Annotated in this window: 18 protein-coding genes; 17 read left to right on the top strand and 1 reads right to left on the bottom strand. The window is 64.0% G+C overall.

Features of this window, described 5'->3' with window-relative positions; genetic code table 11:
- Window positions 1–21 precede the first annotated feature (21 nt).
- The 15 genes from Q8L25_RS27625 (at window position 22) to Q8L25_RS27695 (ending at window position 17,878) form a co-directional block, all read left to right on the top strand.
- On the top strand, window positions 22–1,296 hold the full coding sequence (locus Q8L25_RS27625) for a M48 family metallopeptidase (protein ID WP_308922430.1): 1,275 nt from the start codon (window positions 22–24) through the stop codon (window positions 1,294–1,296).
- Window positions 1,293–1,658, top strand: coding sequence for a 4a-hydroxytetrahydrobiopterin dehydratase (locus Q8L25_RS27630; RefSeq protein ID WP_308922431.1), 366 nt, complete (start codon window positions 1,293–1,295; stop codon window positions 1,656–1,658). Before Q8L25_RS27625 ends, Q8L25_RS27630 begins: the two co-directional genes overlap by 4 nt.
- Window positions 1,655–2,560, top strand: coding sequence for a ribosome small subunit-dependent GTPase A (rsgA, locus tag Q8L25_RS27635; RefSeq protein WP_308922432.1), 906 nt, complete (start codon window positions 1,655–1,657; stop codon window positions 2,558–2,560). Before Q8L25_RS27630 ends, rsgA begins: the two co-directional genes overlap by 4 nt.
- A 252-nt stretch (window positions 2,561–2,812) precedes the next feature.
- Window positions 2,813–3,232, top strand: coding sequence for a hypothetical protein (locus Q8L25_RS27640; protein WP_308922433.1), 420 nt, complete (start codon window positions 2,813–2,815; stop codon window positions 3,230–3,232).
- 126 nt (window positions 3,233–3,358) lie between these two features.
- Window positions 3,359–6,196 carry an ATP-binding protein gene (locus Q8L25_RS27645; RefSeq protein ID WP_308922434.1) on the top strand — a complete coding sequence of 946 codons (2,838 nt, stop codon included), beginning with the start codon at window positions 3,359–3,361 and terminating at the stop codon, window positions 6,194–6,196.
- Window positions 6,197–6,438: 242 nt separating this feature from the next.
- Entirely contained in the window at window positions 6,439–7,359 is a 921-nt protein-coding gene (gene argF / locus Q8L25_RS27650) for an ornithine carbamoyltransferase (RefSeq protein WP_308922435.1), read from the top strand.
- Between the two features lie 45 nt (window positions 7,360–7,404).
- Window positions 7,405–8,640 (top strand): argininosuccinate synthase, encoded by a 1,236-nt coding sequence (locus Q8L25_RS27655; RefSeq protein ID WP_308922436.1) that lies wholly within the window; start codon window positions 7,405–7,407, stop codon window positions 8,638–8,640.
- Window positions 8,641–8,831: 191 nt separating this feature from the next.
- A complete protein-coding gene (locus Q8L25_RS27660) occupies window positions 8,832–10,643 on the top strand; it encodes a methyl-accepting chemotaxis protein (RefSeq protein WP_308922437.1) in 1,812 nt (603 codons plus the stop codon).
- Window positions 10,644–10,658: 15 nt separating this feature from the next.
- Window positions 10,659–11,102 (top strand): chemotaxis protein CheW, encoded by a 444-nt coding sequence (locus tag Q8L25_RS27665; protein WP_308922438.1) that lies wholly within the window; start codon window positions 10,659–10,661, stop codon window positions 11,100–11,102.
- Window positions 11,099–12,358, top strand: coding sequence for a CheR family methyltransferase (locus Q8L25_RS27670; RefSeq protein ID WP_308922439.1), 1,260 nt, complete (start codon window positions 11,099–11,101; stop codon window positions 12,356–12,358). Before Q8L25_RS27665 ends, Q8L25_RS27670 begins: the two co-directional genes overlap by 4 nt.
- Window positions 12,359–12,376: 18 nt before the next feature.
- Window positions 12,377–13,078 carry a chemotaxis protein CheW gene (locus tag Q8L25_RS27675; RefSeq protein ID WP_308922440.1) on the top strand — a complete coding sequence of 234 codons (702 nt, stop codon included), beginning with the start codon at window positions 12,377–12,379 and terminating at the stop codon, window positions 13,076–13,078.
- Window positions 13,075–15,417: a hybrid sensor histidine kinase/response regulator gene (locus tag Q8L25_RS27680; protein WP_308922441.1), complete on the top strand. Its 2,343-nt coding sequence runs from the start codon at window positions 13,075–13,077 to the stop codon at window positions 15,415–15,417. Before Q8L25_RS27675 ends, Q8L25_RS27680 begins: the two co-directional genes overlap by 4 nt.
- Window positions 15,418–15,427: 10 nt before the next feature.
- Window positions 15,428–16,456: a chemotaxis-specific protein-glutamate methyltransferase CheB gene (gene cheB, locus Q8L25_RS27685; RefSeq protein ID WP_308922442.1), complete on the top strand. Its 1,029-nt coding sequence runs from the start codon at window positions 15,428–15,430 to the stop codon at window positions 16,454–16,456.
- A gap of 31 nt (window positions 16,457–16,487) precedes the next feature.
- On the top strand, window positions 16,488–17,513 hold the full coding sequence (locus Q8L25_RS27690; protein WP_308922443.1) for a diguanylate cyclase: 1,026 nt from the start codon (window positions 16,488–16,490) through the stop codon (window positions 17,511–17,513).
- A gap of 44 nt (window positions 17,514–17,557) precedes the next feature.
- On the top strand, window positions 17,558–17,878 hold the full coding sequence (locus Q8L25_RS27695) for a pyrimidine/purine nucleoside phosphorylase (protein WP_308922444.1): 321 nt from the start codon (window positions 17,558–17,560) through the stop codon (window positions 17,876–17,878).
- Here the strand turns inward: Q8L25_RS27695 and murB are convergent, their stop codons facing one another.
- A complete protein-coding gene (gene murB, locus Q8L25_RS27700; protein ID WP_308922445.1) occupies window positions 17,879–18,907 on the bottom strand; it encodes a UDP-N-acetylmuramate dehydrogenase in 1,029 nt (342 codons plus the stop codon).
- A 177-nt stretch (window positions 18,908–19,084) separates the two neighbouring features.
- Here murB and Q8L25_RS27705 point away from each other — a divergent pair, with 177 nt between their 5' ends.
- Both Q8L25_RS27705 and Q8L25_RS27710 read left to right on the top strand, forming a co-directional pair.
- Entirely contained in the window at window positions 19,085–19,570 is a 486-nt protein-coding gene (locus tag Q8L25_RS27705; protein ID WP_065306321.1) for a YajQ family cyclic di-GMP-binding protein, read from the top strand.
- Between the two features lie 131 nt (window positions 19,571–19,701).
- Window positions 19,702–20,961, top strand: a complete 1,260-nt coding sequence (locus Q8L25_RS27710; protein WP_308922446.1) for a nitronate monooxygenase — start codon at window positions 19,702–19,704, stop codon at window positions 20,959–20,961.
- Window positions 20,962–21,008 lie beyond the last annotated feature (47 nt).

Raw genomic sequence — 21,008 nt, forward strand, 5'->3', positions numbered from 1 at the left:
CCATTTTCTCACAGGCACAGAATGTATTCACTCGCGTTTTCGATTTTGTTTGTTTCCATCCTTGTTTTGACCCTGCTGGTGCGCTTCTGGCTCGCCTCGCGGCAGATCCGCCACGTGCTGGCCAACCGCGCCCGTGTACCGGCCGAATTTGCCGAAAAAATCGCCCTCGCCGCACACCAGAAGGCGGCCGACTACACGGTGGCCAGGACCAAGTTCGGCTTGCTGACCCTGCTGGTCGAATCGGCCGTGCTGGTCGCGTTTACCCTGCTCGGCGGCCTGCAATGGCTGGCGCTGCACCTGCAGGAACTGACGGGGCCGGGGATGTCCTACCAGATCGGCCTGATCGTCGCCTTTGTCGCCATCTCGGGGCTGGTCGACCTGCCGTTCGACTACTACCGCCAGTTCGTGCTGGAACAGCGCTTCGGCTTCAACACCATGCGCCGCGGCCTGTTTTTCATGGATATGCTCAAGGGCATGGGCCTGGGCGCCGTGATCGGCCTGCCGCTGCTGTGGGTGGTGCTGGCGCTGATGGACAAGTCCGGCGCCCTGTGGTGGTTCTACGCCTGGTGCGTATGGAGCGGCTTTCAGTTGCTGATGATGGTGCTCTATCCGACCGTGATCGCGCCGCTGTTCAACAAATTCACGCCGCTGGCCGACGAATCGCTGAAAAGCCGCATCGAAGGCCTGATGCAGCGCGTCGGTTTCGCCTCGAAAGGCCTGTTCGTGATGGATGGCTCGAAGCGCAGCGCCCACGGCAACGCGTATTTTTCGGGCTTTGGCGCGAATAAACGCATCGTGTTTTTCGACACCCTGCTGTCGCGCCTGGCGCCGCATGAAATCGAAGCGGTGCTGGCGCACGAACTGGGCCATTTCAAGCTCAAGCATATCGTCAAGCGCATCGCCATGATGTTCGCCGTCTCGCTGGGTTTCCTTGCGCTGCTGGGCTATCTGAAGACCCAGCCCTGGTTCTATGCGGGCCTGGGCATCGATCCGATGGCGCTGGCGCTGACCGGCCAGCCGACGGACGCCATCGCCCTGCTGCTGTTCATGCTGGTGCTGCCGGTATTTACTTTCCTGCTGGGCCCCTTGGCTTCGCTCAGCTCGCGCAAGCATGAATTCGAGGCCGATGCCTTTGCCGCCCGGCATACGCAGGCGGACGACTTGGTGTCGGCGCTGGTGAAAATGTACGAAGACAATGCCTCGACCCTGACACCCGACCCGCTGCACTCGGCCTTTTACGATTCGCACCCGCCGGCCAGCGTCCGCATCCGCCACCTGAAAGGGGCAACCGCATGAACCTGCCACACACCTTCGAAGAACTGACCCTGCAAACTTGCGCCCCGCTGCAGCACGCCCTGAGCGAGGCCGGCATTGCCGCCCTGCTGCCGCTGCTGCCGGAATGGACGCTGCAGGAAGGCAAGCTGTGCCGCAGTTACGACTTCAAGAATTATTACCAGACCCTGGCGTTCGTCAACGCCCTGGCTTATATGACCCATACCCAAGATCATCACCCGGAGCTCATCATCACTTACAAAACCTGCGCCGTGCGCTACGACACGCACTCGGTCAACCAGGGCGCTGGCGGCCTGTCGGAAAACGACTTCATCTGCGCCGCCAGGGCCGATGCCATTTACGCCGGCCGACAGGTGGAAAAATGAGCGATGCCAAGCTGACCGGCATCATCATCGCCGCCCATGGCCGCCACTACCTGGCCGACGTCGAGGGCGCCAAGCTGCAATGCGTCACGCGCGGCAAGAAGACCAATGTGGCCGTCGGCGATATCGTGCACCTGACGCGCACCTCGAACGACCAGGCCGTGATCGACCGCATCGAAGAACGCAAGACCCTGCTGTACCGCTCGGACCAGTACAAATCGAAACTGCTGGCCGCCAACCTGACCCAGCTGTTCATCGTGGTGGCGACCGAACCCGGCTTTGCAGACGACCTGATCTCGCGCTCGCTGGTGGCGGCCGACGCGGCCGGCATCGAGGCGCGCATCATCCTCAACAAGACCGATGTGACGGCGTCGCTGGAGCGCGCCCGCGAACGCCTGCTGCCGTATTCCTCGATGGGCTACCCGGTCGATGAAGTGTCGGCCCGCGCCGAACCGGAACATGCGGTGGCGACGCTGTCGCCGCTGCTGGCGGGCCAGTCGTCGATCCTGATCGGCCAGTCGGGCATGGGCAAGTCCTCGCTGATCAACCTGCTGGTGCCGGACGCCGATATCGCCGTGCGCGAAATTTCGGCCGCGCTCGACACCGGCAAGCACACGACCACCTTTACCCGTTTGTACACCTTGCCGGAACTGGGCCAGCACAGCTCCATCATCGATTCGCCGGGCTTCCAGGAATTCGGCCTGTATCACCTGAGCGAAGGCATGCTGGAGCGCGCTTTCCGCGAATTCCAGCCCTACCTGGGCGGCTGCAAGTTCTACAACTGCCGCCACCTGATCGAGCCGCAATGCGCCATCCTGGACGCCGTGGCCGCAGGCAAGATCGCGAAGATGCGCCACACCCTGTATGGCCAGTTGCTGCATGAGTCGGCGCAGACACTGTACTGATTTTCGAATTTCCCCCTCCTCACGACTCGGCTGGCGAAATTTAATTTCGCTGTCGAGCCTGCTTTCCGGATTTACTTCCAAAACCGTTCAACCTCGGATTTCTGCATTTCATCGCGCCAATCCGGCATTTCGTCGCCTTCAACTGGTTTTCATGCACTGCGCTTGCTACCTTGGCACTGTCCCTGCCAGCGTGGCTGCCGGAGACACCACTGGTCCCACTCCCATCCGCATTTTCGATCACAAGGTGAAAACATGAAAACTTCCTTCCCGCGCACCCTCGCCCTCGGTGCCGTCGTTGCCATCCTCGGCCTGTCCGGTTTCAGCGCCAGCGCACTGGAGTTGGGCGAACAGGATACCGTCAAGGTATCGTCGGGCAAGGCCTACAAGCTGGCACCCCAGGAATTTTCCCAGTACGGCAGCACCTACCGGCTCGATACGGGCGACACGCTGGCGCTGCGCCAGCAGGTTAACCGCTATTTCACGCAGATCAAGGGCCAGCCTGAAGTGGAACTGTTCGGCCGCTCGCCTGGCGTATTTGAAACGGCCAGCGGCACGCGCCTGGAATTTCGCGACAATGCCGACGTGATCGCCATCACCGGCCTGCAGCAGCTGCCGGGCGCCGTCGCCCGCGCCGGCGACAAGCTCGACACCGTGCACTACGCGGCACGCTGAGCGGCGCCGCAATATCTGTCTTTTCAGCCGAACAAAAGCACGCGATTGCAGCTTACAATGCCACCGGTAAGGCCCAGGGCGTGATGGACCGCAGGCCATCGTCCTGGCCACGGTGGAGGTGTTCGGATGGAAATGTTCGCGCTCGATGCTGAGCTGGCGCAATGGGCAACTGCCCTGCCGTCGCTGGACGGCGCGGCGCGCCTGCCCGTGCTGCTGCAGCTGTGCTGGCATCTGCGCCAGCGCGACTGCACGCGCGCGCTGGCGCTGGCCGAAGAGGCGCGCCGGCTGCTGCCGCAATCGGGCCTGAGCCCGGCGGCGCAGCAACTGGTGATGGCGCGATTGCAGCTGGTGCGGGCCGAAGTGCAGTGGCTGCATGGCGCGCTGGACGAGGCCGAAGCACTGGCCCAGGCCACGCATGCCTTGCTGTGCACGCATGGTGAAGGCGCGGCATGCTTTGATGCGCACTGGCTGCTCGCCTCGATCGCGGTCGACCGCGGCGACCATGTACGCAACAGCGACCAACTGCAGACGGCGTCGGACCTGGCACGTCGCGCCGGCGACGCCATGCGCGCCAGCCTGGCCGATGCCGCCACCGCACGCTGGGCCGTGCTGCGCGATGGGCCGGCGGCGCAGGTGCGCTGGCGCGACCACTTCGGCGACGCGCCACTGCCGCTGCCGCTGGCGGCCTGGGTCCACGATTTTCGCGGCGGCATGGCCTTCGTGTCGCACGACCTGGGCGCGGCCGTCGGCCACTACATGCAAGCCTATGAAGCGGCGCTGGCCAGCGGACAGTTGCGTCCGGCCATCACGGCCGCCATCAATATCGGCGACTGCTTCAGCCATCTGAACGACCACCAGGCCGCGCTCGAATGGATGCAGTGCGCACTGGACCTGGCGCGCCCCACCCTGTGGCCGCGCAGCATCGGCGCCTGCCAGACGCATACGGCCGAAACCATGCGCAAGCTGGGCCGCCTGGACGCGGCCGGCGAACTGCTGCGCGAGGCGCTGGCCGTGCTGGCCCCCGTATCGGGCGCGCGCAGCTATGCCAATGCGCTGTTCTATCTCGGCGAGCTGAGCCTGGACCAGGGCGACTACGACATGGCGCTCGACGCCTTCAGCCGCCTGGCACAGCGCGCCGAGGCGCTGGACCAGGCCGATTTCCGCGGCAAGGCCCAGCGCGGCAGCGCCCACGCCCTGTCCTACCTGGACCGTCCCGACGACGCGCTGCTGGCCGCCGAACGCGCGCTGCAGCTGGCCAGCGCGCGCGGCGACGCCGTCAACCAGATGGCGGCGCTGCGCGTGCTGGCCATGCTGCATGCGCGCCACGACCTGCCGGCACCAACCGGCATGGCCGAGCCGAATCCGGCGCTGCACTATCTGCAGCAGGCGCTGCAGGTGGCGACGACAATCGACGGCTACGCGCCGCCGGGCGAGCTGCTCGATGCGCTGGCGCGCGAGTATGCCCATGCGGGCGACCATGCGCGGGCCTACGATATCGCGCTCGACGCGGGCGCCGCGCGCGAGCGCAGCCATACGCAGCAGGCCACCAACCGGGCCATCGCCATGCAGGTGCGTCACCAGACCGAACATGCCCGCTCGCAGGGCGATCATCACCGAGCACTTGCGGCCTCCGAAGCGCGCCGTGCGGCAATCCTGCAGCAGACCAGCGACACGCTGGAACGGCTGTCGGCCATCGGCCAGGAAATCACCACCCATCTCGACGCCGGCGCCGTGTTCCAGGTGCTCGACCGCCATGTGCACGCCTTGTTGCCCGTCAATACCTTCGCCGTCTACATGCTCGACGCGGCCGGCACGGCGCTGCGCCGCGCGCACGGCATGGAGGCCGGCCTGCCGCTGCCGCACAATGCGATTCCGCTGTCGAATCCGCGCGCCTATTCGGTGCGCTGCCTGACCAACCGCAGCGAAGTGTATATCGCGCAAGTCCCCTCCGGGCGCCACGCCTACACCGTGCCCGGCACCCAGCACAACCAGAGCGTGCTGTACGTGCCACTGATGGTCGGCGAGCGCATCCTTGGCGTGATGACGGTGCAAGCCTGCCATGCGCACGCCTATGGCGAGCGCGAACGGCTGATCTTTCGCACCCTGTGCGCGTATGGCGCGATTGCGCTCGACAACGCCAATGCCTATCGCCAGCTGCAGGATGCGCAGGCGCAACTGGTGTCGCAGGAAAAACTGGCAGCCCTGGGCGCGCTGATGGCGGGCGTGGCGCATGAACTCAATACGCCGATCGGCAACAGCCTGCTGATCGCCAGCACCATGCAGCAAAAGACGGACGACGTGGCGCGCCTGATGAACGGCCCCGGCCTGCGCCGCTCGGACCTGGCCGCCTATATCGACGACGCCGGCAAGGCGTCCGCGCTGGTGATGCGGGGCCTGCACAGCGCGGCCGACCTGGTCAACAGCTTCAAGCAGGTGGCCGTCGACCGCACCACCGAGCAGCGCCGCCCGTTCGACCTGCTGCAGGTCAGCCATGAAATCATCGCCACCGTGATGAACCGCATCCGGAGCTCGGGCCACCGGATCGACACCGAGATCGCATTCGGCATCGGCATGGACAGCTATCCGGGGCCGCTGGGCCAGGTGATCACCAACCTGATCAACAACGCCCTGGTACATGCGTTTGGCGAGCCCGGCAGCCTGCCTGGCGGCGGCCTGATGCGCCTGCAGGCCAGCGCCAGCGAGACGCGGGTGCGTATCGTGTTCGAGGACAACGGCGGCGGCATCGCCGAGCAGCATCTGTCGCGCATCTTCGACCCTTTCTTTACCACCAGGCTGGGCCAGGGCGGCAGCGGGCTGGGCTTGTCGATCAGTTACAACATCGTTACGGCCTTGCTGGGCGGCACGATCCAGGTGGCCAGCAGCCCCGCCGGCAGCCGTTTTACCCTCGACCTGCCACTGGTGGCGCCGCAATTCGATGGCGCCACGCCGCCGGCCATCTATTGAAGGCCGGCGTGGCGCGGCCAGCGTGGCCCGCCGAGCGTGGCGTGGCCGGTCTTTCCAATCTAAAAGCAAAACCCTTATAATTGAACGGCTGACGTAGCCGCCATTGCATTATTTACAACATGGCAAACCGCACACAGCAGCGCGCCGGGCAGCAGCGCCCTCCGTACAGTGTCATCGACACGGAGGCAGGCCGGCGGGAAAGGCACGCCGCCGGCGGCCTGCGCATCTTCTAGTGGTCATTTATGTCGACAAAAAAACCGATCAAGCACTACCTCCAGTTCTCCGATTTCACATTGGAAGAGTACGACTATGTGATCGAACGCGCCCACCTGATCAAACGCAAGTTCAAGAACTACGAGATCTACCACCCCCTGATCGACCGCACCCTGGTGATGGTGTTCGAAAAGAACTCGACCCGCACCCGCCTGTCGTTCGAGGCCGGCATGCATCAGCTGGGCGGCGCCGCCATCTACCTCAACACGCGCGACTCGCAGCTGGGCCGCGGCGAACCGGTGGAAGACGCCGGCCAAGTCATGTCGCGCATGTGCGACATCATCATGGTGCGCACCTTCGGCCAGGAAATCATCGAGCGTTTCGCCGCCAATTCGCGCGTGCCGGTGATCAATGGCCTGACCAATGAACACCACCCTTGCCAGGTATTCGCCGACATCTTCACCTATATCGAACACCGCGGCTCGATCACCGGCAAGGTGGTCGCCTGGATCGGCGACGCCAACAACATGCTGTACTCCTGGCTGCAGGCGGCCGAAGTGTTCGGTTTCCACGTCAACGTGTCGACCCCAAAAGGCTATGACATCGACCTGGCGCAAGTCAAAACGGAACGCTACACGTTCTTTGACAACCCGTCCGACGCCTGCGAAGGCGCACACCTGGTCAACACCGACGTGTGGACCAGCATGGGCTACGAAGCGGAAAACGCGGCCCGGATCGCCGCCTTCGACGGCTGGATCGTCGACGGCGCCAAGATGGCCCGCGCCGCGCCCGACGCGCTGTTCATGCACTGCCTGCCCGCCCACCGTGGCGAGGAAGTGGCCGCCGAAGTGATCGACGGCCCGCAATCGGTGGTGTGGGACGAGGCGGAAAACCGCCTGCACGTGCAAAAAGCGCTGATCGAATATCTGTTGCTGGGCAAAATCGCATAAAACAGCAGTACCGAAACAAACACCTCAACGACAACTGGAAGCATTATGAGCGACATTAAAAAAGTGGTCCTGGCCTATTCCGGCGGACTCGACACCTCCGTCATCCTGAAATGGCTGCAAGATAACTACCAGTGCGAAATCGTCACCTTCACGGCCGACCTGGGCCAGGGCGAAGAGCTGGAACCGGCACGCGCCAAGGCGATCAAATTCGGCATCAAGCCGGAAAACATCCATATCGAAGACGTGCGCGAAGAATTCGTGCGCGATTTCGTGTTCCCGATGTTCCGCGCCAATACCGTCTACGAAGGCGAATACCTGCTGGGCACCTCGATCGCCCGTCCATTGATCGCCAAGCGCCTGATCGAAATCGCCAACGCCACCGGCGCCGACGCCATCTCGCACGGCGCCACCGGCAAGGGCAACGACCAGGTGCGTTTCGAACTGGGCGCCTACGCGCTGAAACCGGGCGTGAAGATCATTGCCCCATGGCGTGAATGGGACCTGCTGTCGCGCGAAAAACTGCTGAAATACGCGGAAGAGGCCGGCATCGAGATCGACATGAAGCACAAGAACGGCGGCGCGCCGTACTCGATGGACGCCAACTTGCTGCACATCAGCTTTGAAGGCCGCCACCTGGAAAACCCGAGCGCCGAAGCCGAAGAAACCATGTGGCGCTGGACCGTCAGCCCGGAAAACGCCCCGGACGAAGCGGAATACCTGGACATCGAATACGAGCAGGGCGACATCGTCGCCATCAACGGCGTGCGCATGTCGCCGGCCACCGTGCTGGCCGAACTGAACAAGGTTGGCGGCAAGCATGGCGTGGGACGCCTGGACCTGGTGGAAAACCGCTACGTCGGCATGAAGTCGCGCGGCTGCTACGAAACCCCGGGCGGCACCATCATGCTCAAAGCCCACCGCGCCATCGAATCGATCACCCTGGACCGCGAAGTGGCCCACCTGAAAGACGACCTGATGCCGCGCTACGCGTCGATGATCTACAACGGCTACTGGTGGGCGCCCGAGCGCGTCGCGCTGCAGACCCTGATCGACCATACGCAGCAGACCGTCAACGGCTGGGTACGCATCAAGCTGTACAAGGGCAATGTGATTGTCGTCTCGCGCGATTCGAAGACCGACTCGCTGTTCGACATGAATATCGCCACCTTCGACGAAGACGGCGGCGCCTACAACCAGGCCGACGCGGGCGGCTTCATCAAGCTGAACGCCTTGCGCATGCGCATCGCCGCCATCGCGAAAGAAAAGCGCGGCCAGAAGTAATCCGGGCCTGTTTCGCTCGCCAAAACCGCCTTCGGGCGGTTTTTTTGTATCTGGAACGCACTCGGCAGTCAATTCCCTGCCAGTTGCCGCCACGCAGGCATGCCAGAACGCCCCATTGTGTGCGCCCGCGTGGCAAAATGCTGGAATGCAATGAAGTACAAGCAAGCTGACCTTATCGAACCGGAGCCCCCATGTTCAAAGACCTGAGCATCAAGAATAAACTGTACCTGGGCTTCGGCTCCATCGTGGCGATCATCCTGATCCTGCTGGCCGTGGCCTATAACAGTTTTTCGCGCTTGTCCGAAGCGAATCAGTGGGACCGCCACACGATGGAGGTGCTCAGCGAGATCAACAAGATCCACAATTCCATCCTGCAGATCCAGGTCGAGGCGCGCGGCTACATACTGACCGGCAATGAAGCCTCGCTCAATCCGGAAACCGACGAGATGGCCGTGCTGACCCAGCATACGCAAAAAGCGATCGCCATGACGGTCGACAACAAGCCGCAGGCTGAGCGTTTTCGCAAGATTGACCAATTGACCACCACCTGGGTCAAGGACTGGATCAACCCGCAAATCGAGAAACGCCGCGCGCTGGGCAATGCGCCGGGCGCCACCGAAACCGTGGCGCGCAGCATGCCGGCCAATGGCTACCCGGCCGTGGTGCAGGCCAACAAGCTGCTCGACGAGGCGGCCGCCAACGAAACCACGCTGCTGGCCGAGCGCACCGCCACCTCGGCACGGCTGCAGGAAACCATGATGCTGACCCTGGCGCTGGGCGGCCTGCTGTGCATCGTGCTGGCGCTGGGCATCGCCTACCTGCTGGGCCGCGCCATCCTGGGGCCGCTGAACAACCTGACCGACGCGGTCGGCCGCATCGCCGGCGGCGAGCAGAGCGCGCGCGCCGTGATCCTGTCGCGCGACGAGCTGGGCCAGGTGACGGAAGAATTCAACCGCATGGCGCAAACCATCCAGGACAACCAGGCCAATGAGCTGGCCGCCACCAACAGCTTGCGCGCCAAGGTCGATTCGCTGCTGGAAGTGGTGTCGAAAGCGGCCTCGGGCGACCTGACGGGCAAGGTCAGCATCACCGGCAGCGACGCCATCGGCCAGCTGGGCAACGGCCTGGCGAAGATGTTCGAAAACCTGCGCAGCCTGCTCAACAATGTGCAGAAGGCCGGCATCCAGGTGACCACCTCGGCCACCGAAATCGCCGCCTCGGCGCGCCAGCAGGAAGCGACCGGCATCGAGCAGGCGCAAACCAGCGTCGAGATCCTCAGCACCACCAAGGAAATCTCGGCCAATACCAGCCAGTTGCTGAAAACCATGGAAGACGCCACCGCCGTGGCCGACTACACGACCAACGCCACCGCCGAAGCGCAGAACAACCTCAAGCGCATGGACTCGACCATGCAGCACATGGTCTCGGCCACCGATTCCATCAATGCCAAGCTGGCCGCCCTGTCGGAAAAAGCCAGCAATATCAACAGCGTGCTGATCACCATTACCAAGGTGGCCGACCAGACGAATATCTTGTCGCTGAACGCCGCCATCGAGGCGGAAAAAGCGGGCGAAGCGGGCCGCGGCTTCTCGGTGGTCGCCACCGAGATCCGCCGCCTGGCCGACCAGACCTCGGTGTCGACCTGGGATATCGAACAGATGCTCAAGGAAATGCAGTCGGCCGTGTCGGCCAGCGTGATGGGCATGGACAAGTTTTCGGAAGAGATACGCCGCAGCGTGGGCGAAGTGCGCCAGGTCACCGACCAGCTGTCGGGCGTGATGGACCAGGTGCAAAAACTCGCGCCGCAGTTCGACGCCGTGCTGCAGGGCATGCAGTCGCAGGCGATCGGCGCCTCGCAGATTTCCGACACCATGATGCAGCTGAACGACGCCACCCAGCAGACGGTGGAGTCCCTGAAAGCGACCAGCGAAGCGGTGCACCAGCTGCAATATGCGGCGGGCGACCTGCAGTCGAGCGTGTCGAACTTTGCCGTCGCCGTCTAAGCCATGAAAGTGCTGGTGTTTCACATCGGAGATGACCGCTACGGCTTGCGCCTGACGGCCATCGTGCGCGTACTGCCGCTGCTGGAACTCAAGCAGCTGCCGCTCACGCCCGATTACGTGGCCGGGCTGATGGACCTGCATGGCACTCCGGTGCCGGTGATCGACCTGTCGCGCCTGGCCGGCCTGGCGCCGGCTCCCTTGCAATTCGACACCCGCATCGTGGTCGTCGACTACCGCGCGCCCGATGGCAAAAGCCACGCGCTGGGGCTGATGGCCTCGCGCGTGCGCGGCATCGCCGATGTCCATCAGGAACAGCTGGGCGACAGTGGCGTGGCCACCGCACCGTTCCTGGGCCAGGTGGCCAGCGACGCCGATGGCATGCTGCAGCTGATCGAACTCGAACACCTGTTGCCGGCCGAAGTGCGCGCGCTGCTGTTCCAGCCAGGCGGCGCCTCATGACGCCTGCACAAACGCTGCTGCGCCGCGCCACCGGCCTGACCGTCTCGAAATCGATGGCGGAGCGGGCCGTGCGCCAGCGCATGGAACGCACCGGCCAGGACGACAGCGACGCTTACCTGGCCACTATCACGGCCGAGGAAATGACGCAGCTGGTGGAACTGGTGGTGGTGCCCGAATCATGGCTGTTCCGCGATCCGCAGGCGTTTTACGCCACCGTCGACCTGGTGCGCGAGCGCTGGTCGCGCCGCCGCATCACGCGCATCGCCTCGATTCCGTGCGCCGGCGGCGAGGAGCCGTATTCGATGGCGATGGCGCTGCGCGACGCCAACCTGCCGAAGCAGGCCTTCAGCATCGACGCCTATGACCTGAGCCCGGCCTGCATCGAACGCGCGCAGGCCGGCGTGTATGGCCGCAACGCCTTTCGCGCCCAGGACGTGGCCTTTCGCGAGCGCTATTTCACGCATGTGGCCGACGACGCCTACCGCCTGATCGACGCGCTGCGCACCCAAGTGACGTTCAGGCAGGGCAATCTGCTGCAGTTCGATACCGAGGCACTGGACAAGCACTACGACGTGATCTTTTGCCGCAACCTGCTGATCTATTTCGACAAGCCCACCACGCGCGCGGCGATCGCCAAGCTGTCGGCGCTGCTGACCGACGACGGCATGCTGCTGGCCGGCTATGCCGAAGTACCGTCGTTCTGCCAGAACGGCTTTGCGCCGCTGCAGTACCGCCAGGCGTTTGCGCTGAAAAAGGACGATGGCAAGCCTGCGGCCGTCAATCCGGCAGCGGCGCCGGCGCCGCTGCCGGTGGTAAAAAAACCGGTGCTGCGCAGCGTGCCGCCCTTGCCGCCCGCCACTCCCGCGCCAGCCCGTGCCGTGCCTGCGCATCCTCGCCCGGCGTCCGCAGCGGCGCCCGTTGCCGCGCCGGCGGCCGATCTGCTGGCCGAGGCGCGCAGCCTGGCCGACCGCGGCCTGCTGCGCGAAGCCGGAGATAAATGCCATGCGCACCTGGCGCGCGCGCCCGAGGCGGCCGAGGCGTATTATCTGCTGGGCCTGATCAACGAACTGGCCGGCAAGATGGACCTGGCCGACGACTACTGGCGCCGCTGCATCTACCTGCAGCCCGACCATTACGAAGCGCTGTGCCATTTGGCGCTGCTGGCCGAGCGCAATGGCAACCACACGGCCGCCACCACGCTCAAGTCGCGCGCGGCGCGCATCTACCAGCGCCGCCAGGCCAGCGCGAGCCACTAACATGCGGAAGACACGACCATGACCAGCCCTCCCGTGATCAGCACTCCCGTGACCGCGCTGCGCGACGCCATCAGCGATTGCTGGAACCAGATCGGCGTGGTCGGCGACCAGAGCTGCGACAAGCTGCCGGCCAATATCCATTGCCGCAACTGCGAGGTGTATGCCGACGCCGCCCAGCGCAACCTGCAGCGCCCGGTCGACGCCCAGTACCGCCAGGACTGGGCCGGCCATTTCCGCGCGCGCCAGGCCGATGGCGACGCCAAGGACAGTTCGGTGCTGGTGTTTCGCATCGGCCGCGAATGGCTGGCGCTGCCGACGCGCATCCTCGATTCGGTCGCGCCGCAGGCCACGCCGCACGTGCTGCCGCACCGCAGCGGACGCGGCTTGCTCGGCATCGTCAATATCGGCGGCAAGCTGTATCCCTGCATGTCGCTGGCCAGCCTGCTGGGCATCGATGAACAGGGTGCGCCGGCCGCCAAGGGCCGCCACACGTTTGCGCGCCTGCTGCTGATGCGCTGGGAAGACCAGTCGTTCGCGCTGCCGGTGGCCGACCTGCACGGCATCGTGCGCTACGCCGGCAGCGCGCTGCAAACGCCGGCCGCCACCATCAACAAGGGCCTGTCGCGCTTTCTGCTGGGCGTGATCACCGAAAACGAGATGCGCATCGGCTGCCTGGATACGGCGCTGATCGGCTTTCAACTTGCGAGACTATTACGATGAGCCAGGACCAGCACGGCGACCTGAGCGCCTTTTCCATGCTGGACCTGTTCCGCATGGAGGCGGACAGCCAGACGCAAATCCTCACCGACGGCTTGCTGACCGTGGAGCGCCACGCGGGCGACGCCGCCGCCATCGAGCCGATGATGCGCGCGGCGCACTCGATCAAGGGCGCGGCCGCCATCGTCGGCCTGCAGGTGGTGGTGCAGCTGGCGCACGGCATGGAAGACAGCTTTGTCGCCGCCCAGCACGGCCGATTGAAACTGACGCCGGAACGGGTCGACGTGCTGCTGTCGGGCGTGGACCTGATCGTGCAGTTGTCGCGCCTGGACGACGCCGGCGCCGAAGCGTGGCTGGCCGCCAACGCGGCGCAGATCGACCAGACCCTCAACGCAATCGCCGGCATCGCCGAGCTGCCGGAATTGCCGGCCCTGCCGCCGCTGCCGTCCGCGCCGCGCATGCCGGCGCCGGCGGCCCCTTCCCTGTCCGGCCTGCCCGACGATATCCAGGCTGCGCTGGCCAGCGAGATGGCGGCCCTGCTCGGCTCGCCCCCGCGTGAAGTGCCGGTGGAGGCGCCGGCCATGACGCCGCGCGCCAGCGCCGCCCCCGGCGCCAAGGCGCCGGCGCAGAACTTCGACCGATTGCTGTCGCTGGCCAGCGAATCGCGCATCAATGCGCACCAGATGCATCCGTTTATCGGCGCGCTGCAGCGCTTCAAGCGCAACCAGAGCAGCCTGGTGTCCGCCATCGAGCAGCTGCACGAGGCAATCGCCCGCTCGGGCGACGCCGGCCTGATGGAAAAGTCCTTGCTGGCGCTGCAAAAGACCCAGCCGCTCAAGCAGTTCGTGCTCGAACATATCGCCGACATCGAAAACTACGAGCGGCGCCTGCTGGCCGTCTCGCAAGGCATGGTCGATGAAGTGCTGGCGCTGCGCATGCGTCCTTTCCGCGACGGCATCCACGCGTTTCCGCGCATGGTGCGCGACCTGGCGCGCGGCCTGGGCAAGGAAGTGCAGCTCGAGATCGAGGGCGAAGACACGCTGGTCGACCGCGATATCCTGGCGAAGATCGAAAGCCCGCTGAACCACATGCTGCGCAACGCCATCGACCATGGCATGGAAGGCCCGTACGAACGCATTGATGCGGGCAAACCGGCGCTGGGCACCATCCGCATGGAAGCGCGCCACCGCGCCGGCATGCTGAGCATCGAGATCAGCGACGACGGGCGCGGCGTCGACCTGGAAAAAATCCGCCAGTCGGTGATCACCCGCAAGATGGCCAGCCCGGCCATGGCGGCGGCGCTGTCGACCGGAGAATTGCTGGAATTTTTGTTCCTGCCCGCCTTCAGCCTGAAAGAGAAGGCGAATGAATTGTCGGGGCGCGGCGTGGGCCTGGACATCGTGCACGAAACCATCCGCCAGCAAAACGGCACGGTGCGCCTGGAATCGGAGCCGGGCCGCGGCTTTCGCGCCCTGATCACCCTGCCGCTGACGCAGTCGATCGTGCGCGCGCTGGTGATCGAGATCCAGGGCCAGGCCTACGCGATTCCCATCGTCAAGGTGGAAAGCGTGGTGCGGGTGCCGCAAACGGCCATCCATACGCTGGAAAACAAGCAGTTTTTCGAGCTCAAGGGCGAGCACCTGGGCCTCGTCTCGGCGGCCCAGGTACTCGAACTGGGCGAGGCCGACACCAGCGGCGACGACCTGCCGGTGGTGGTGATCGGGCGCGGCAAGCAGAGCTATGCGCTGGTGGTGGGGGCGATACGCGGCGAGCAGAGTCTGGCGGTGCAGGCGATCGATCCGATCTTCGGCAAGATGCGCGACATTTCCGCCGCCGCCCTGCTCGATGACGGTGAACCGGTGCTGATCCTCGACGTGCCCGACCTGCTGCTGTCGATCGACAAGCTGCTGCACGAAGGCGGTCTGCACCAGCTGGCGCAGGGCGGCCCGGCGCTGCAGCGGCGCGCCAAGCGCATCCTGGTGGTCGACGATTCGCTGACGGTGCGCGAAATGGAACGCAAGCTGCTGCTGGGGCGCGGCTTCGCGGTCGACGTGGCGATCGACGGCATCGACGGCTGGAACATGGTGCGCAGCGGCGAATACGACCTGGTGATCACCGATGTCGACATGCCGCGCATGGACGGCATCGAACTGGTCTCGCTGGTCAAGAAGGATTTGCACCTGCACAAACTGCCGGTGATGATCGTGTCATACAAGGACCGCCCGGAGGACCGCGCGCGCGGCCTGTCCGCCGGCGCCGATTATTACCTGACCAAGGGCAGCTTCCACGACGAGACCCTGCTCGACGCGGTGGCCGACCTGATAGGAGACGCCCGCTTATGAGAGCGAACACATGAAGATAGCCATCGTCAATGACGTGGCGATGGCGGCCGAGGCGCTGCGGCGCGTGGTCGCCAGCACCCAGGAGCACCAGGTGCTGTGGATTGCCCGCACCGGACTCGAAGCGGTCCGCATGTGCGAGGGCAACCGGCCCGACCTGATCCTGATGGACCTGAACATGCCGGAAATGGACGGCGTGGAAGCGACGCGCCAGATCATGGAGCAAAGCCCGTGCGCCATCCTGGTGGTCACCGGTCGGCCGCAGGACAATGTCAACCACGTGTTCCGCGCGCTGGGTGCCGGCGCGCTCGACGTCACCGCCACCCCTGTGCTGCAGGGCAAGGTGGGCGGCGACAGCGAATTGCTGGCCAAGATCAAGACCATCGGCAAGCTGATACGCCACAGCGGCGACACCGCGCCGCCGCCACGCCAGAACCCGGTTGGCGAGCGCGGCGATGGACAGGTGCAGACCCTGGTGGCGATCGGCGCGTCGACCGGTGGCCCGTCGGCGGTGGCCAGGGTGCTGTCGGACTGGACGCCGCCACCCGGCTGCGCCATCGTGGTGGTGCAGCATATCGATGAAACGTTTGCCTCGCATTTCGCCAAATGGCTGGACGACCAGCTGAGCATGCCGGTGCGCGTGATCGGCGAAGGTGACGAACTGGTGGCCGGCACGGTGCTGGTCGCCAAGACCAATGATCACCTGTTGCTGGATCAAAATTATCGTTTGCGTTACGATGCAGCACCACGCGACTATGTCTACCGGCCTTCGGTCGACGTGTTTTTCCATTGCGTGGCGCGGCACTGGCGTGGCGATGCGGTCGGCATCTTGCTGACCGGCATGGGCCGCGATGGTGGCGATGGCCTGCTGGCCATGCGTCTCGCCGGCAAGACGACCATCGCGCAAGACCAGGCCAGCAGTGCGGTCTATGGCATGCCGCGCGCGGCGGCCGAACTCGATGCGGCGCAGCAGATCCTGCCGCTCGACAAGATAGGCGCAAGCTTGCGCAATCGACTGGGTAGCAGGCTCAACAATGGCTGACTACCCTTCCCCAACCTCTGAAAAGACTGCAATGCCCGAATTTTCCACCCGCTTCCTGCCTCCCGATACCGCCCTGACCGAATTCAAGGTCAGCGTCCTGCTGGTGGACGATCAATTGATCATCGCGGAAGCGATCCGGCGCATGATGAGCGACCAGCAGGATATCGAGTTCCACTATGTGACCGATGCCGAACTGGCGCTGGAGACGGCCGTGCGCATGCAGCCGACGGTGATCCTGCAAGACCTGGTGCTGCCGGGCACCGACGGTTTCGCGCTGATCAAGCAGTACCGCGAACACGAGGTGCTGGCGCACGTGCCGGTGATCGTGCTGTCGGCCAGGGATGATCCGAAACTGAAGGCGTACAGCTTTGCCGTGGGCGCCAACGACTATGTCGTCAAGCTGCCCGACAAGCTGGAATTGCTGGCGCGCATACGCTACCATTCGAACGCCCATATCAGCCGCCTGCAGCGCGACCAGGCCTTCCGCTTCCTGCGCGAAAGCCAGAAAAACCTGGCCGAAGCCAATATCGAGCTGCAGAAACTGGCGGCCCTCGACGGCTTGACGGGTATTGCCAACCGCCGCCGCTTCGATGAAACCCTGCAGATCGAATGGCAGCGGGGCCAGCGCGACAAGGCGCCGCTGAGCCTGCTGTTCTGCGATATCGACCTGTTCAAATCCTATAACGACCGCTTCGGCCACCTGGCGGGCGACCTGTGCCTGAAGAAAGTGGCGGCGGTGCTGACCGAACACCTGAAGCGTCCGGCCGACCTGGCGGCCCGCTACGGCGGCGAGGAGTTCGCGCTGGTGCTGCCCGAAACCGACGTCGAGGGCGCCATGCTGATCGCCGAAGCGTGCCGGCGCCACCTGGAAAGCCTGCAGATCGAGCATCCGGTCGCCGCGCTGGGCATCGTCACGGTGTCGATCGGCGTGGCCACCGTGGTGCCGTCGCCACAGTCGACCGTCGAGCAACTGATCAACCGTGCCGACCAGGCCCTGTACGCCGTCAAGCGCAGCGGGCGCAACAGCGTGCTGAAGGCCGAAGACACCACCACCTGATTGTTAACCGCGATTTTTCAACCACCGAGAAGGCAAGCACAAGCATGAGCAACAGCGCACAACTGGACAATGTCAGCGTCGTCAAGAAATCGAATATCTATTTTGATGGCAAGTGCATCTCGCACAATGTCATCTTCGCCGATGGCGCCAAGAAAAGCGTGGGCGTGATTTTCGCGTCCTCGCTGCGCTTCAACACGGGCGCGCCGGAAATCATGGAAATTGTCGGCGGCCTGTGCAAGGTACGCCTGGCCGACGCCAGCGACTGGACCAGCTATGGCGCGGGCCAGCAATTCAGCATCCCGGGCAACAGCCATTTCGATATTGAAACCTTAGAGACGGTCGACTACGTCTGCCATTTTGGTTGATTAGACGAACACCGGCTCCGGCGACAGCAGCACCCCATACTTCGCCTCGACATCCTTGCGGATCGCCTCGGCCAACCCGGTAATGTCCGCGCCACGAGCGCCGCCGTTATTGACCAGGACCAGCGCCTGCCTGGGATACACTCCCGCGGGCCCCAGGTTTTTCCCCTTCCAGCCGCACTGATCGATCAGCCAGCCCGCCGCCAGCTTTTCGGTGCCGTCCGGCTGCGCATGGTGCACCAGCGCCGGATAACGTTCCAGCAACTGTGCGCAATGCTCTCTGGACACCACCGGATTCTTGAAGAAACTGCCGGCATTGCCGATCACGGCCGGGTCCGGCAGCTTGCGCCGGCGGATCGCGATCACCATATCGGCCACCTGCTGCGCCGTTGGGTTTGCCAGTTGCTGTTCCGCCACCGCCTGCGCCAGTTCGGCATAGCGCAGATTCGGCTGCCACTGCGCCGGCAGGGCAAACGTCACTTCCAGCACAATGAGTTCAGCGCCGTCGGCCTGCTTGAAGATGCTGTCGCGGTAGCCGAAGCGGCAAGCCTCGCGGTCCATGTCGAACACGATGCCGCTGCCGGCGTGCATCACGCTGACGCTGTGGAGGACATCCTTGATTTCCACGCCATAGGCGCCGATATTCTGGATCGGCGCCGCACCCACCGTGCCCGGGATCAGCGACAGGTTTTCCAGCCCGCCCACGCCCTGCGCCAGGATCCACTGCACGAAAGCGTGCCAGTTTTCGCCGGCCGCCGCCGTGACCAAAATGGTGTCGAACGATGCTTGCGCCAGGCGCATGCCGCGCGTCGCCATGTGCAGCACGGCGCCGGGAAAGTCGCCGGTCAGCACGATATTGCTGCCGCCGCCCAGCACCAGGCGCGGCATGCCGGCCAGCGCAGGATCTTGCAGGGCCGCTTGCAATTGCAAGGTGGAAGTGATGCGCACATAGGCGGCGGCCTGGGCCGTAATGCCGAAGGTATTGAGCGCTTGCAGGGGATAATTGTGTTCGATGGTGAGCTCTGGAGACATGGGATACCGTTTATTTTGCTCGATTATAGAGTGAATGCGACAAAAAACCAGCGCAAGACAAGGGCAGGCAGGCCGTTGTCCGTTAAAATGTCGCATCTTTAACAGGGCCACGCCACTTGCAACAGCAGGCACCCGGCGCGCCAGGCGCGCACCGCTCCAAACACGAAAGGACTGACCATGCCGTCATTTGATGTAGTTTCCGAAGCCGATATGATCGAAGTGAAAAACGCGGTCGAACAAGCCAACAAGGAAATTTCGACCCGTTTCGACTTCAAGGGCAGCGACGCGCGCGTCGAGCACAAGGAAAATGAACTGACCGCGTTTGCGGATTCCGATTTCCAGCTCAGCCAGGTACGCGACGTGCTGACCAACAAACTGACCAAGCGCAAGGTCGATGTCCGTTTCCTCGACGAGGGCGACATCAAGAAGATCGGCGGCGACAAGGTCAAGCAGATCATCAAGATCAAGAATGGCATCGAAACGGATGATGCGAAAAAAATCGTGCGCGTCATCAAGGATAGCAAGATGAAAGTGCAAGCGAGCATCCAGGGCGAAGCCGTGCGCGTCACGGGCGCCAAGCGCGACGACCTGCAAGCGGCGATGGCCATGCTGCGCAAGGATGTGCCGGACATGCCGCTGGAATTTAATAATTTCCGCGACTAAACTCGGCCCGGCCTGCGTTTGCGGCCCTGTTGCCGCGTCGCCTAAACAAAGTGCGCGCGCCGAAGCGCTTTCCCGCTTGGGGTAGAATTGGGCTTGCGCACAGTAATAACGACGGTAGTCTAAGGATAGCAATGAAACGTGTTGATGATTTCCGCCTGCGATTTGGCGAAAAAGAGTATGTGCCCATCATGATCGGCGGCATGGGCGTGGATATTTCCACGTCGGAGCTGGCGCTGGAAGCGGCCCGGCTCGGTGGTATCGGCCATATCTCCGATGCCATGGTGGAAGACGTGTCGGATCGCCGTTTCGACACCACCTTCGTCAAGGACAAGACGAAACTCTACAAATTCAATATCAATAACAGCGACAAGGCCGTGGTGCAGTTCGACCTGGGCCGCCTGGCCGACGCGCAGCGCCGCCATATCGGCGCCACCATGGAAGCGAAAAAAGGCGATGGCCTGATTTTCGTCAACTGCATGGAAAAGCTGACCATGAACGGCCCGCGTGAAACCTTGCGCGTGCGCCTGAACGCGGCGCTCGACGCCGGCATCGACGGCATCACCCTGTCGGCCGGCCTGCACTTCGGTTCCTTCGCGCTGATGGCCGACCACCCGCGTTTCCGCGATGCCAAGCTGGGCATCATTGTCTCGTCGGTGCGCGCCTTGCAGATTTTCCTGCGCAAGAACGCCAAGCTGAACCGCCTGCCCGACTTCGTCATCGTCGAAGGCCCGCTGGCCGGCGGCCACCTGGGGTTCGGCATGGACTGGGCCAATTACGACCTGCACACGATTACGGCGGAATTGCTGGCCTACCTGAAAGCGGAACAGCTCGACATTCCGCTGATCGCGGCTGGCGGCATTTTCACGGGCAGCGATGCCGTGTCGTTCCTCGAAGCGGGCGCGGCCGGCGTGCAGGTGGCCACGCGCTTTACCGTCACCACCGAATGCGGCCTGCCGGACAAGGTCAAGCAGGAATACTACAAGGCCTCGGAAGAAGACATCATCGTCAACGGCGTCTCGCCGACCGGCTACCCGATGCGCATGCTGAAAAACACGCCGGCCATCGGCGCCGGCATCCGTCCCGGCTGCGAATCGTACGGCTATTTGCTCGATGCGACCGGCAACTGCGCCTACATCAACTCGTACAACCGCGAAGTGGCGGCCCATCCCGAGCTGAAAACCGTGTCGGTGATGGACAAGACCTGCCTGTGCACGCACATGCGCAACTTCAACTGCTGGACCTGCGGCCATTACACCTACCGCCTGAAGGACACCACGCACAAGCTCGACAATGGTGAATACCAGATCCTGTCGGCCGAACACGTCTTCAAGGACTATCAGTTCAGCGTCGACAACCAGATCGCCCTGCCGGAAAAAGAAACCGCAGCCTGACCAGGCTCGGCTTCAAAATAGTGGCGCAGCCTGCGAGGGCTGCGCCA

The organism is Janthinobacterium sp. J1-1 (assembly GCF_030944405.1).
Taxonomy (GTDB): Bacteria; Pseudomonadota; Gammaproteobacteria; order Burkholderiales; family Burkholderiaceae_D; genus Janthinobacterium.